The organism is Rhizobium sp. WYCCWR 11146 (genome assembly GCF_013591995.1).
Classification (GTDB): domain Bacteria; phylum Pseudomonadota; class Alphaproteobacteria; order Rhizobiales; family Rhizobiaceae; genus Rhizobium; species Rhizobium indicum.
Window position 1 is genome coordinate 445,192 of the sequence record NZ_JACCEY010000024.1, and the last position, 13,266, is coordinate 458,457.

A 13,266-nucleotide genomic window follows, 5' to 3' on the forward strand; every position below is an offset into this window, starting at 1 on the left:
CGGTTGATACTGTCGTTTGCTTTCTCCTTATTTGCCTTGAGCCACCGTCCATGGACACCAGATCGCTTCCAAAGCCACATCGCGCTTTTTTCGTCCGGAGCGTCGCGCAGACGTCGTGCGCCGCAACTTCGCGCGCGCTTCGACTTAGCCGCGGCTGCCGGACGTCACCGGAGCACCGGCAGCCGTAGCTGCTCCTGAACCAAAGAGTACCTCTCATTTTTAGGACACGTCGCCGGCATAGCCGGCCGGCGCCAGGAGTGATGCATGCCTTATGATCCCAAGACGATCGAACCGAAGTGGCAGGCTTATTGGGCCGATCACCGTATTTTTCGAGCGGAGATCGATCCGGCCAGACCGAAATTCTACGCACTCGACATGTTCCCATATCCTTCGGGTGCGGGCCTGCATGTCGGCCATCCCCTCGGCTATACGGCCACGGATATAACGTGCCGCTACAAACGCATGCGCGGCTTCAACGTCCTGCATCCGATGGGATGGGACAGTTTCGGCCTGCCGGCGGAGCGCCACGCGATGCGGACTGGTGTGCATCCCGATATCACGACAAAGCGCAATATCGAGACGTTTCGCGGGCAGGTGCAGAGGCTGGGTTTTTCTTATGACTGGAGTCGCGAGTTTGCCACGACCGACCCCGCCTATGTGCGCTGGACGCAGTGGATCTTCCTGAAGCTGTTCGAGAAGGGCCTCGCCTATCAGGCGGAGGTCGCGGTCAACTGGTGCCCGGCCCAGAACTCAGTGCTTGCCGACGAGGAGGTCAGGGACGGGCGTTATGTCGAGACCGGCGATCCCGTCATTCGCCGCAGGATGCGCCAGTGGATGCTGCGCATCACGGCCTATGCCGATCGGCTGCTGCAGGGACTGGACGGCCTCGACTGGCCCGAAAACCTGAAAACCATGCAACGCAACTGGATCGGACGCTCCGAGGGCGCCGAAATCCGGTTTCCGCTCAAGCACGGCAAAGAGGTCATCACCGTCTTCACGACGCGCCCCGAGACCCTGTTCGGAGCAAGCTATATCGTCCTCGCGCCGGAGCATCCTGCCGTTGCCGCCATCATCGAGCCGGAAATGCGCGAGGCAGTGGCCGCCTATATAGCCGAGGCCGAAGGATTGGAAGAGACGGTGCGGGCCGATGCCGGGCGCGAGAAGACGGGCGTCTTCACCGGCGCTTATGCGACCAACCCTGTCAACGGAGCCCGGCTGCCGGTTTGGGTGGCCGATTACGTGCTGGCTGGCTACGGCACCGGCGCCCTGATGGCGGTGCCGGCTCATGACGCGCGCGACTACGCTTTTGCCCATGCGCACGACCTGCCGATCATTCGCGTGATCGACAGCGAGGACGATATCGAAAAGGCGGCTTATGAGGGCGAGGGGGCGATGGCCAACTCCGGCTTCCTGGATGGCCTGGGCTCGCCGGAGGCGAGATCCGCCATCATCGCCTGGCTGCAGGCGAACGGCGCGGGCTGGCCGAAGGTCATACACCGCCTGCGCGACTGGCTGTTTTCCCGCCAGCGCTACTGGGGTGAGCCGATCCCGGTGTTGCATCTGGCGGATGGTTCGGTGATGCCGCTGCCCGAGGAATGCCTGCCGCTGCTGCCGCCTGAACTGGACGACTACGCTCCGACGCCGGATGGCGAACCGCCGCTTGCCCGTGCGCAGGCCTGGGTCGAAACGACCGTGCCGGGCACCGACATTCCGGCACGGAGGGAGACCAACACGATGCCGCAATGGGCGGGCTCCTGCTGGTATTATCTCAGATTCCTCGATCCGGAGAACACCAGCAAACCCGTCGGGCGCGAGGCCGAGCGCTATTGGATGCCGGTCGATCTCTATGTCGGCGGCGCCGAGCACGCGGTCCTGCACCTGCTCTATGCCCGCTTCTGGCATAAGGTGCTCTACGACATCGGCGTCGTTTCGACGGAAGAGCCGTTCCAGCGGCTGTTCAACCAAGGCATGATCCTTGCTCATTCCTACCGCGATGCGGCTGGCCGGTATTACGCGCCGTCGTCGGTCGTCGAAGAGGAGGGCAGATGGTTCGCTGGGTCGGTCGAAGTGCAGCGCGCCGTCGAGAAGATGTCGAAGTCGCGGCTGAACGTTGTCAATCCCGACGATGTTGTCGATCAGTTCGGGGCCGACGCCTTGCGCCTGTACGAGATGTTCATGGGACCTCTGGACGCGGCAAAACCCTGGCAGACCGCTGGCGTGATCGGCGTGCGTCGGTTTCTGGAGCGTGCCTGGCGCATTGTCTGCGACGAGAGCGATGGCCTCTCTCCAGTGGTGCTGGAGGCGGCCCCCAGCCCGCAGCTTCTGCGCTTGCGCCACCAGACGGTGAAGACCGTGACGGCGGATATCGAAGCAATTCGGTTCAATACCGCGGTTTCCCGGCTGATGGAACTGGCCAACGCACTGACGGCGGAAGCAGTGCGTCCGCGCGAAGTGGTGGAGACATTCGTGCTGTTGCTCGCACCCTTTGCGCCTCACATCGCGGAGGAGTTATGGAGCAAGCTTGGTCACGGGGAAACACTGACATGGGTTTCCTGGCCCACTTTCGATCCTGCAATGATCGAGATGGAGACCCGCGAATATGTCGTGCAGATCAACGGCAAGGTTCGCCACCGCTTCGAAGCCGCCGCCGATCTCGGCGAGGCGCTGCTTGCAGCGGCGCGATCCGAACCTTCCGTTATGGCCTTGCTCGACGGCAAAACGGTGGTCAAGGAAGTTCTGGTTCCGGGGCGACTGGTGAATTTCGTCGTCGAAGACCTGTGATGATCCAAAGCGGATCGTCGGATTTGAACCCGACGGTCCGTTCCTTCAACCGACTGCCTACCTGCCACTCTCCGGCCAGGTCGGCTGACTAATGCTCTGCAGCAGTTCCGGTTCGACGCCGTCGATGCGGGCGATGACGGCTTTGGCCATTTCGCGGCCGGCGTGGCGGACGTCCTCCTGGGCGGTGATGATCTCGGGGCGGATCCAGTTGAGGATCGGCACCGATTGTTTGGAGACCATGTCGAGATCGCGGCCGAGCGCCTTGCCGGCGGCTTCGATGCCGGCATTGACGGCGATTGCAGCACTGCCGGCCGAACAGACGATGCCATCCGGTGCGTTGGCCGAGCGCATCATCACCTCGACGACGTCGCGGATGTCGGCGAGCGGGGCGTCGGTGTTGATGCGCAGCGGCACTTCCTCGGCGCCATAATCATGCAGGCCGGTCTGGAAGCCGATGCGGATATGGGCGTAGTAAGTGAGTTTGCTCGGCGGCTGCAGCAGGGCGATGCGGCGCCGGCCGCGCTTGACCAGCTTTTCCACCGCCTTATGGGCGAAGGCCTCGTTGTCGAAATCGTGGAAGGGATGCGTCAGACCCGCATCGGTGCGCCCATGCGTGGCAAAGGGCATGCCGCGCTCGCTCAGCAGCCTTACGCGCGGATCGTCTGGCTCGATGCGTGAGATGATGACGCCGTCGGCCGAGCCGGTATCAAGGATATAGCGCACCGGCAGCATCGGGTCCTTGCTGTGCGAATGCGGCGTGATGACGATATGATAGGGCGTGCCGGATAGCACCTCGGAGATGCCGAAGACCATCTGGCTCGAGAAGCCCATGATCTCCTCGTCGATGCTGAGGACGAGGGCGATGACGTTGGTCTTGCCGGTACGGAGGCGCACACCCGCCCTGTTCGGCTGGTAGCCGAGCTGGCGGGCGACCATGCGCACGCGCTCCTTGGTTTCGGCCCCGATATCCGGCGCATCCTTCAGCGCACGCGACACCGTCGTCACGCCAAGGCCCGTCATGAAGGCGATCGTCTTCAACGTCGGGCGCTCGCGCGCTGCCGGCGTCGATGCCGCGTTCCCGAAATTTCCCTTGTTTTCCATCCCTTTAGGCCGTCCTGCGCGAATTGGTGTCGCTTATAGAGGCTTTTTCCAGCGTCGTAAGCCCGCCGCATGCCAAAATCGCACCTCCCTGAAGAATGCAATCTGTAACGATACAGTAGAAATGTCGAGTGCTTTTTGTTGTGTGCATTGCAACATTGTACGTATAGGTTGAATCGGCAATCCGTGCTCTGTTTTATTGCGATTGCGAAGAGACTGAATTGGAAGGCTAAATTTATTGTGTAAAATTATTACGCAAATTCAAACTGATAAAGTGGCAACGCATGTGCGGGAACGCCCGGCCTGGTATCGTTTCAAGGGGATGCAGTGCTCCTGATGTAAACAGGCAGAAGTAGCAATTCCGGTTATCACGGAAAAATTTGCCTGCGGGCAGTTGCGTGGAGAAATCGATTGATCTAAGTTTTTCCGGCAACGTTTCAGTGAGGGAGGAGAACTCATGAAAATCCGTATAATGGCGGCCGTGCTTGCCGCTTCGGTCGCGCTTCCGTTCAGCGCCGCCAACGCCACCGATCTCGAAGTCACGCACTGGTGGACATCGGGCGGCGAATCCGCTGCCGTCGCCGAGTTGGCAAAGGCATTCGACGCCACCGGCAACCACTGGGTCGACGGTGCTATCGCCGGTTCCGGCGGCACTGCCCGTCCGATCATGATCAGCCGCATCACCGGCGGTGATCCGATGGGAGCAACCCAGTTCAACCATGGCCGCCAGGCCGAGGAACTTGTCCAGGCCGGCCTGATGCGCGATCTGACCGATGTGGCGACCGCCGAGAAGTGGAAGGACATTATTCGTCCGTCGAGCCTGCTCGATTCCTGCACCATCGACGGCAAGATCTACTGCGCTCCCGTCAACATCCACTCCTGGCAGTGGCTGTGGCTTTCGAACGCCGCCTTCAAGAAGGCCGGCGTCGAGGTTCCCAAGAATTGGGACGAGTTCGTCGCTGCTGCTCCGGCTCTCGAAAAGGCCGGCATCATTCCGCTCGCCGTCGGCGGTCAGCCGTGGCAGGCAACTGGCGCCTTCGACGTGCTGATGGTTGCGGTCGCCGGCAAGGATACCTTCAACAAGGTCTTCAAGGACAAGGATGCGGAAGTTGCCGCCGGTCCCGAAATCGCCAAGGTCTTCAAGGCGGCCGACGACGCTCGGCGCATGGCCAAAGGCAGCAACGTCCAGGATTGGAACCAGGCCACCAACCTTGTCATCACAGGCAAGGCCGGCGGCCAGATCATGGGCGACTGGTCGCAGGGTGAGTTCGCGCTCGCCGGTCAAAAGGCCGGTACCGACTATACCTGCCTGCCGGGCCTCGGCGTGAACGAGATCATCTCGACTGGCGGCGACGCCTTCTACTTCCCGCTGCTGAAGGACGAAGAAAAGTCCAAGGCGCAGGCCGTGCTTGCCAAGACCCTGCTCGATCCCAAGACCCAGGTTGCCTTTAATCTGAAGAAGGGTTCGCTGCCGGTTCGCGGCGACGTCGATCTCGCCGCCGCCAATGATTGCATGAAGAAGGGTCTCGACATCCTGGCCAAGGGCAACGTGATCCAAGGCACCGACCAGCTGCTTTCGGCCGACAGCCAGAAGCAGAAGGAAGACCTCTTCTCCGAATTCTTCGCCAATCCGTCGATGACGCCGGAAGACGCTCAGAAGCGTTTCGCCGGGATCATCGCTTCTGCTGACTGATCAGCAGATTCGCTGCCCTTGCGGTCCGGCACCCATGGTGCCGGACCGTTCCGGACGGCAGGTGATGGTCCGGCGGGCGGCGGCGTATCTCTGGTATCTTCAGCAGGTTTCGGAGATGGAGACGACAGGCGGCGCCTTGCCGATCTGTCACTGGTCTCAGTTGCGATTTGAGGAGAAGTATTCATGACGGGTCAAGCGCGAGCAGGCCGGCCAAATAAGTTACTGCGCAATCTGAATGCCAAGATTGCGTCCATTCCGATGATCCTGACGGCGCTGGTGATCTTTGTCGGTGGGACGTTGTGGACGGTTTTTTATTCCTTCACCAATTCCAAGCTCCTTCCGCGGTTGAGCTTTGTCGGCTTCGATCAGTACGAGCGCCTGTGGGCTGCGCCGCGCTGGGTGACGGCGATCGAGAATCTGGCTGTCTACGGCATTCTCTCGCTGATCTTCAGCCTGGTCATCGGTTTCATGCTTGCCGCGCTGATGGACCAGAAGATCCGTTTCGAAAACACTTTCCGCACCATCTTTCTCTATCCCTTCGCGCTGTCCTTCATCGTGACGGGCCTCGTCTGGCAATGGGTTCTGAACCCCGATTTCGGCATCCAGGCTGTGGTGCGCTCGATGGGGTGGACAAGTTTCACTTTCAATCCGCTCTATACGCCTGAAATCGTCATCTACGGCATTCTGATCGCGGCGCTGTGGCAGGGGACGGGTCTCGTCATGTGCCTGATGCTTGCCGGCCTGCGTGGGATCGACGAGGACATCTGGAAAGCGGCGCGTGTGGACGGCATTCCGATGTGGAGGACCTATCTCTTCATCGTCATCCCGATGATGCGGCCGGTCTTCATCACGACGATCGTCATCATCGCCTCCGGCATCGTCAAGGTCTACGACCTCGTGGTCGCGCAGACATCGGGCGGACCGGGCATCTCCTCGGAAGTGCCGGCGAAATATGTCTACGATTACATGTTCCAGGCGCAGAACCTGGGGCAGGGCTTTGCTGCCTCGACCATGATGCTCGTCACAGTCGCGATCATTATCGTTCCGTGGGCCTATCTGGAATTCGGCGGAGGGCGCAAGCGTGGCTGATGTAGGAACTCTCAACACCACGTCTGCCGGCATCGACGCCGTCGCGCCGAAACTCGGCGAAGGCCCCAGCGGCCCCCGGCCGCGCCCTGCGGTGTCGGCGCGCAACATCATGCTCTATGGCACATTGACGATCGCAGCGCTCTACTATCTGCTGCCGCTCTATGTGATGGTCGTGACGTCGCTGAAGGGCATGCCGGAAATCCGTCTCGGCAACATCTTTTCGCCGCCAATGGAGATCACCTTCGAACCCTGGGTGAAAGCCTGGGCGCAGGCCTGCACCGGGCTCAACTGCGATGGCCTGTCGCGCGGCTTCTGGAATTCAGTTCGCATCACGGTGCCGTCGGTGATCATCTCGATCGCGATCGCCTCGGTGAACGGCTACGCGCTGGCAAACTGGCGCTTCAGAGGATCCGAGCTTTTTTTCTCGATCCTCATCGTCGGCGCATTCATTCCCTATCAGGTGATGATCTATCCGATCGTCATCATCCTGCGCGAAATCGGCATCTACGGCACGCTGACCGGCCTCATTGTCGTGCATTCGATCTTCGGCATGCCGATCCTGACGCTGCTTTTCCGCAACTATTTCGTGTCGCTGCCGGAGGAACTGTTCAAAGCGGCGCGTGTCGACGGGGCGGGCTTCTGGCAGATCTTCCTGCGGATCATGCTGCCGATGTCGCTGCCGATCTTCGTGGTCGCGATGATCCTGCAGGTGACCGGCATCTGGAACGACTTCCTGTTCGGCGTGGTCTTCACCCGGCCGGATACCTACCCGATGACCGTGCAGCTCAACAACATCGTCAATTCCGTCCAGGGCGTGAAGGAATACAACGTCAACATGGCGGCAACGATCCTCACCGGTCTCGTGCCGCTCATCGTCTACTTCGTGTCGGGGCGGCTTTTCGTCCGCGGCATCGCCGCCGGCGCAGTGAAGGGTTGATCTCATGAATATGAATGCAAGCGTCTCCATCAAGGATCTGTCCCTGAATTTCGGCGCGGTGAGCGTGCTGAAGGATCTCAATCTCGACATCAACGACGGCGAATTCCTGGTGCTGCTCGGCTCGTCCGGCTGCGGCAAGTCGACCTTGCTGAATTGCATCGCCGGCCTGCTCGACGCCTCGGAAGGGCAGATCTTCATCAAGGGCAAGAACGTTACCTGGGAAGAGCCGAAGGACCGCGGCATCGGCATGGTGTTCCAGTCTTATGCGCTCTATCCACAGATGACCGTCGAGAAGAACCTGTCATTCGGTCTTCGCGTCGCCAAGGTGCCGCAGGCCGAGATCGACAAGCGGGTGGCACGTGCTTCCGAAATCCTGCAGATTCAGCCGCTGCTGAAGCGCAAGCCGGCTGAGCTATCCGGCGGCCAGCGCCAGCGCGTGGCGATCGGCCGGGCACTGGTGCGCGACGTCGACGTCTTCCTGTTCGACGAGCCGCTGTCCAATCTCGACGCCAAGCTCCGCTCGGAGCTGCGCGTCGAGATCAAGCGCCTGCACCAGTCGCTGAAGAACACGATGATCTACGTGACCCACGACCAGATCGAGGCGCTGACGCTTGCCGACCGCATCGCCATCATGAAGAGCGGCATCATCCAGCAGCTCGACGATCCGACGACGATCTATAACAGGCCGCGCAATCTGTTCGTTGCCGGCTTCATCGGCTCGCCGTCGATGAATTTCCTGCACGGTGAGCTGGTCAAATCAGGCGAGGGCATTGCCTTTTTAGCCAACGGCGTCATTTTCTCGCTCGCTGACTACGACGCTGGCGAGACGCTGCAGCCCGGCCGCAAAGTGGTTCTCGGCGTTCGTCCTGAACACATCAAGGTTAACGAGAATACCGGCGGCGAAGAACATGACGCCACCGTCGATATCGAGGAGCCGATGGGCGCGGACAATCTGCTGTGGCTGAAACATGCCGGTCACACGATGTCTGTACGTGTCAACGGCGCACGCCGCTTCAACGTCGGAGCCAAGGTGAAGCTCAGCTTCGACATGACGGTTGCCTCGGTCTTCGATGCCGAAAGCGAGCTGCGTCTCTAGAGAACTCTGCGGGCGGGGCCGAAATGGCGCCGCCCTACCTCCAATCGGCCATCAGGCCAGCCAAATTCGGCCGCGGTCCGGCTTGTCCGGCGCCTCCCAGGAGCGGCCCGATCAGGATACTACTATGACATCCTTGCCGAAGAACGGTTTCAACATCGACCTTTCCGGTTCGTGGCAGCTCGCCTCTGTCGACGGCGAGATCCGTACTGCGATCATGCTGCCGGGCGACGTGCACACCGCGCTCCACCGTGCAGGCCTGATCCCCGATCCCTATTTCGGCCGCAACGAGGAAAAGGTGCAGTGGGTGGCCGAGCGCGAATGGGCCGTCGAGCGCAGCTTCACGCTTCCGGAGGTCGAAGGCGACTGGTATCTCGATATCGATTATCTCGACACGGTCGCCAGCGTCCACGTCAACGGCTTCCTGGCGCTCGAAGCCGACAACAGCTTCCGCCGCTACCGGCCTGACGTCTCCAGCATGCTGAAATCAGGCGACAACAGCATCCGCATCGTCTTTGCCTCCAACATTGCCGTCGGCGCTGCGCGACAGAAGCAGCAGCCCTTTTACATTCCCTACAGCACGGGCAATTCGCCGATCCCCGACGGCAACATGCTGCGCAAGCCGCAATGCCATTTCGGCTGGGACTGGAACATTGCCATTGCGCCGCTCGGCCTCTACGGGACGATCGCGCTGAAAAAGCTCGAAACGGCGCGCATCGAACACGTCGTCACCCGCCAGACCCACAATAATGACGGCTCGGTCGATCTCAAAGTGACGGCGACGCTGTTTTCCAAGGGGCCAGACATTGCCCAGGTCTATTTCGAGCTCGACGGCGAGCGCGTGCGCCTCGATGTCGGCGTCAACGGCGAGACCCATGTCAACCACCTCTTCCATATCGACAACCCGCGCCTCTGGTGGCCCTCCGGCAGCGGCGAGCAGGCGCTCTACAGGCTATCCGTCGAATTGCCGACGGATGAGGTGACCAAGCAGATCGGTCTTCGCACCATCGAGCTGATCACCACGCCGGATGCGTCAGGCAGCCGCTTCGCTTTCAAGGTCAACGGCCACGAGGTCTTCTGCCGCGGCGCCAACTGGATCCCGGCCGACGCGCTGTTTTCGCTGTCTTCGCCTGAGAAGACCGAGGACCTGCTGCAATCGGCCAAAGCCGCCAATATGAATATGATCCGCGTCTGGGGCGGCGGCTTCTACGAGCAGGATCATTTCTATGATCTCTGCGACCGACTGGGCCTCATGGTCTGGCAGGACTTCATGTTCGCCTGCAACCTCTACCCCTCGACCGAGGACTTCCTCGACAATGTAACGATCGAGGTCGATTACCAGGTGCGCCGGCTCTCCTCGCATCCGTCGATCGTGCTCTGGTGCGGCGACAACGAGCTGGTGGGTGCGCTCACCTGGTTTGAGGAATCGAGGAAGGACCGCGACCGCTATCTCGTCTCCTATGATCGCCTCAACCGCACCATCGAGCAGGCGGTGAAGAAGGCGCTGCCCGGCGCGCTCTGGTGGCCGTCGAGCCCGGCGTCCGGCTATCTCGATTTCGGCGATGCCTGGCATGCGGACGGGTCCGGCGACATGCACTACTGGTCGGTCTGGCACGAGAACAAGTCGTTCGACAATTACCGCTCGGTGCGTCCGCGCTTCTGCTCGGAATTCGGCTTCCAGTCCTATACGTCGCTGCCTGTGATCAGGACCTATGCCGAGGAGAAGGACATGAACGTCGCTTCCCCCGTCATGGAGCTGCACCAGAAGAATGCCGGCGGCAACGAGCGCATCGCCGGCACGATGTTCCGCTATTTCCGCTTCCCCAAGGATTTTCCGAACTTCGTCTATCTCTCCCAGATCCAGCAGGGGCTGGCGATCAAGACGGCGGTGGAATACTGGCGGTCGCTCAAACCCCATTGCATGGGCACGATCTACTGGCAGCTCAACGACACCTGGCCAGTGGCCTCCTGGTCGAGCCTCGACTATGGCGGCCGCTGGAAAGCGATGCACTACCTCGTCAAGCGCTTCTTCCAGCCGGTCGCGGTCGCTGCCATTCCTTCCGATGACGGAAAGACGATCCGCTTCTCGCTTGTTAACGACACGCTTGCCAATGTCAGCGTCGATCTTTCGATCTCGCTGCTGACGACGAAGGGCGAACGCCGGCATCTGAAGGACGTGCAGGCCGTGTGTTCGCCGGATGCGGCCGTCACTGCCACGAGCATCGACGTCTCCGATATTCCAGAGGGAACGCTGCTTGCCTGGCACTTCACCGCGTCGAACGGTACGGGCGGCGAGGGGCATTACGTCAACGGCACCTACAAGGCGCTGGAGCTGGAGCCCGCGGGGCTTGCTGTCACCCACGAATATGTCGAGGAGAATGGCGCCGTCGACATCAACGTCACCGCTAGGGGACTTGCGCTTTTCGTGATGATCGAGACCGAGACGGACGGCAAATATTCCGACAACGCCTTCGATCTTGCGGCCGGCGAGAGCCGCCGGATCACCTTTACCCCAGCACGGCCGCTTGATCGTGGCGCGCTTCCGGAGTTCCGGTTCTACGACCTGTATTCCTGCCAGTCGGCAGATTGATCTTGCAAGAATGGGCACGAGGCCCAAGGAGAACATGATGACGAAACTTAGCTACCAGCTCTATAGCGCCCGCAACTTCCAGCCCTATTCGGCGATCTTCGAAAAGCTCGGCAAGGCTGGCTATGCCGAAGTCGAGGGCTTCGGCGGCATCTATGCCGATCTCGATGATGCCGGGCTGAAGAGCCTTCGCGCCGATCTCGACAAGAACGGCCTGGTCATGGCGACCGGCCATTTCAGCCCCGATTTCCTGGAGAAGGAAGTCGAGAAGTCGCTGAACATTGCCAAGACCCTGGGCATGGATTCGATCTATGCGCCGCATCTGGCGGCCGAGGAACGCCCGTCCGACGCCGCCGGTTGGGTCGCCTTTGGCAAGCGCCTGCAGGAGATCAGCAAGCCGTATAAGGCTGCCGGCTACGAATTCGGCTGGCATAATCACGATTTCGAATTCTTCAAGCTGCAGGACGGCTCGCGGCCGATCGAGCACATCTTCGAAGGCGCGCCCGACATTTCCTGGGAGGCCGATATCGCCTGGGTTATCCGTGGCGGCGCCGATCCCTTCGCCTGGGTCGAGAAGCTCGGACCGCGGATCACCGCCGTGCATGTCAAGGACATCGCGCCGGCGGGCGAAGCGGCGGATGAGAGCGGCTGGGCCGATGTCGGCCACGGCAAGGTCGAGTGGGCCAGGCTGATGACGGCGCTGCGCGCCACCAAGGCCAAGCACTACGTCGTCGAACACGATAACCCGAATGACATCGACCGCAACATCAGCCGCTCGATCGCATCCTTCCAGACCTACTGAGGCTTCATCATGACTAGGGAACTTGGCGTCGGCATCATCGGATGCGGCAATATCTCCACCACTTACTTCTCACTGGCACCGCTCTTCAAGGGGCTGAAGGTGCTGGCCTGCGCCGATATCAACGCGCAGGCGGCCGAGGCGCGCGCCAAGGAATATGGCGTCAAAGCGCAGACGATCGATGAGCTTCTCGTCAATGACGAGATCGACGTCGTCGTCAACCTGACGATCCCGGATGCGCATTTCCGGGTATCGAAGGCGATCCTCGAGGCCGGAAAACACGTGTATTCCGAAAAGCCGCTGGTGCTTTCGCTCGAGGAGGGTGAGGAGCTTCGTCGCATCGCCAAGGAAAAGAACCTTGCCGTCGGCTGTGCGCCCGACACTTTCCTCGGCGGCGCCCATCAGCTTGCCCGCAAGTTCATCGATGACGGCGGCATCGGCCGGGTGACCTCGGGCGCCTGTTACGTGATGAGCCCCGGTATGGAGATGTGGCATCCGAACCCGGACTTTTTCTTTTTGCCGGGCGGTGGCCCGATCCTCGATCTCGGCCCTTATTACATCGCCAACCTGATCAACCTGATCGGCCCGGTCAAACGTGTCGGCGGCATGACCTCGATGGCGTCGCCGACCCGCACCATCACCAGCCAGCCGCGCAACGGTGAGATCATCCCGGTCAAGACGCCGACGACGATCCAGGCGCTGCTCGAATTCGTCAACGGCGCCACGGTGACGCTGACGGCGAGCTGGGACGTCTGGTCGCACCGCCATGCCAATATGGAACTCTACGGCACCGACGGTTCGCTCTACGTGCCGGATCCGAACTTCTTCGGCGGTACCGTCGAGGCAAGCGGCCGCGACAAGGACATCAAGCAGCTCGACGCCTGGGAGCATCCATTCGGCAAGATCAATCAGGAAAGCCCGAACGGATCGCGCGCCAACTACCGCACCGCCGGCCTTGCCGACATGGCGATGTCACTGATCGAAGGCCGCGATGCGCGTTGCTCGCTCGACCGCACGCTGCACGGCGTCGACGTCATGACCTCGATCCTGAAATCTGGCGAAGAGGGCCGTTTCATCGACCTGACCACGACCTGCACGCAACCGGCCGCCCTCGGCATCGAGGAGGCGCAGGCGCTCTTGAAGTAGGCCTGCGAAACCTTATTGTCGGCGCGGGCGATGAGCCCGGGCC

Annotated in this window: 9 protein-coding genes; 8 read left to right on the forward strand and 1 reads right to left on the reverse strand. The window is 61.2% G+C overall.

The window, feature by feature from the left end; all coding sequences use genetic code 11:
• Positions 1-264 precede the first annotated feature (264 nt).
• Positions 265-2,781 (forward strand): leucine--tRNA ligase, encoded by a 2,517-nt coding sequence (gene leuS, locus HX899_RS21970; RefSeq protein ID WP_181293391.1) that lies wholly within the window; start codon positions 265-267, stop codon positions 2,779-2,781.
• Positions 2,782-2,838: 57 nt separating this feature from the next.
• Here the strand turns inward: leuS and HX899_RS21975 are convergent, their stop codons facing one another.
• The gene (locus HX899_RS21975; protein ID WP_012757809.1) at positions 2,839-3,882 is read right to left on the reverse strand and encodes a LacI family transcriptional regulator; all 1,044 of its coding nucleotides are present in this window, start codon (positions 3,880-3,882) and stop codon (positions 2,839-2,841) included.
• A gap of 454 nt (positions 3,883-4,336) precedes the next feature.
• Between HX899_RS21975 and HX899_RS21980 the strand changes: the two genes are divergently transcribed.
• From HX899_RS21980 to HX899_RS22010, 7 genes are all read left to right on the forward strand, one after another.
• Entirely contained in the window at positions 4,337-5,572 is a 1,236-nt protein-coding gene (locus HX899_RS21980; protein ID WP_181293392.1) for an ABC transporter substrate-binding protein, read from the forward strand.
• Positions 5,573-5,755: 183 nt separating this feature from the next.
• On the forward strand, positions 5,756-6,661 hold the full coding sequence (locus tag HX899_RS21985; RefSeq protein ID WP_029870732.1) for a carbohydrate ABC transporter permease: 906 nt from the start codon (positions 5,756-5,758) through the stop codon (positions 6,659-6,661).
• Positions 6,654-7,598 (forward strand): carbohydrate ABC transporter permease, encoded by a 945-nt coding sequence (locus HX899_RS21990; protein WP_138390982.1) that lies wholly within the window; start codon positions 6,654-6,656, stop codon positions 7,596-7,598. The genes HX899_RS21985 and HX899_RS21990 overlap by 8 nt, the downstream gene beginning before the upstream one ends.
• Before the next feature lie 4 nt (positions 7,599-7,602).
• On the forward strand, positions 7,603-8,694 hold the full coding sequence (locus HX899_RS21995; protein ID WP_173862949.1) for an ABC transporter ATP-binding protein: 1,092 nt from the start codon (positions 7,603-7,605) through the stop codon (positions 8,692-8,694).
• Positions 8,695-8,818: 124 nt separating this feature from the next.
• A complete protein-coding gene (locus HX899_RS22000; protein WP_181293393.1) occupies positions 8,819-11,281 on the forward strand; it encodes a glycosyl hydrolase 2 galactose-binding domain-containing protein in 2,463 nt (820 codons plus the stop codon).
• A gap of 37 nt (positions 11,282-11,318) precedes the next feature.
• Entirely contained in the window at positions 11,319-12,080 is a 762-nt protein-coding gene (locus tag HX899_RS22005) for a sugar phosphate isomerase/epimerase (RefSeq protein ID WP_138329166.1), read from the forward strand.
• Positions 12,081-12,089: 9 nt separating this feature from the next.
• Positions 12,090-13,223 (forward strand): Gfo/Idh/MocA family protein, encoded by a 1,134-nt coding sequence (locus tag HX899_RS22010; RefSeq protein WP_181293394.1) that lies wholly within the window; start codon positions 12,090-12,092, stop codon positions 13,221-13,223.
• Positions 13,224-13,266 lie beyond the last annotated feature (43 nt).

Excerpts from the sequence above, each read along its gene's own strand:
- leuS (WP_181293391.1), top strand. The coding sequence starts at position 265 with ATGCCTTATGATCCCAAGACGATCGAACCGAAGTGGCAGGCTTATTGG.
- HX899_RS21975 (WP_012757809.1), bottom strand. The coding sequence starts at position 3,882 with ATGGAAAACAAGGGAAATTTCGGGAACGCGGCATCGACGCCGGCAGCG.
- HX899_RS21980 (WP_181293392.1), top strand. The coding sequence starts at position 4,337 with ATGAAAATCCGTATAATGGCGGCCGTGCTTGCCGCTTCGGTCGCGCTT.
- HX899_RS21985 (WP_029870732.1), top strand. The coding sequence starts at position 5,756 with ATGACGGGTCAAGCGCGAGCAGGCCGGCCAAATAAGTTACTGCGCAAT.
- HX899_RS21995 (WP_173862949.1), top strand. The coding sequence starts at position 7,603 with ATGAATATGAATGCAAGCGTCTCCATCAAGGATCTGTCCCTGAATTTC.
- HX899_RS22000 (WP_181293393.1), top strand. The coding sequence starts at position 8,819 with ATGACATCCTTGCCGAAGAACGGTTTCAACATCGACCTTTCCGGTTCG.
- HX899_RS22005 (WP_138329166.1), top strand. The coding sequence starts at position 11,319 with ATGACGAAACTTAGCTACCAGCTCTATAGCGCCCGCAACTTCCAGCCC.
- HX899_RS22010 (WP_181293394.1), top strand. The coding sequence starts at position 12,090 with ATGACTAGGGAACTTGGCGTCGGCATCATCGGATGCGGCAATATCTCC.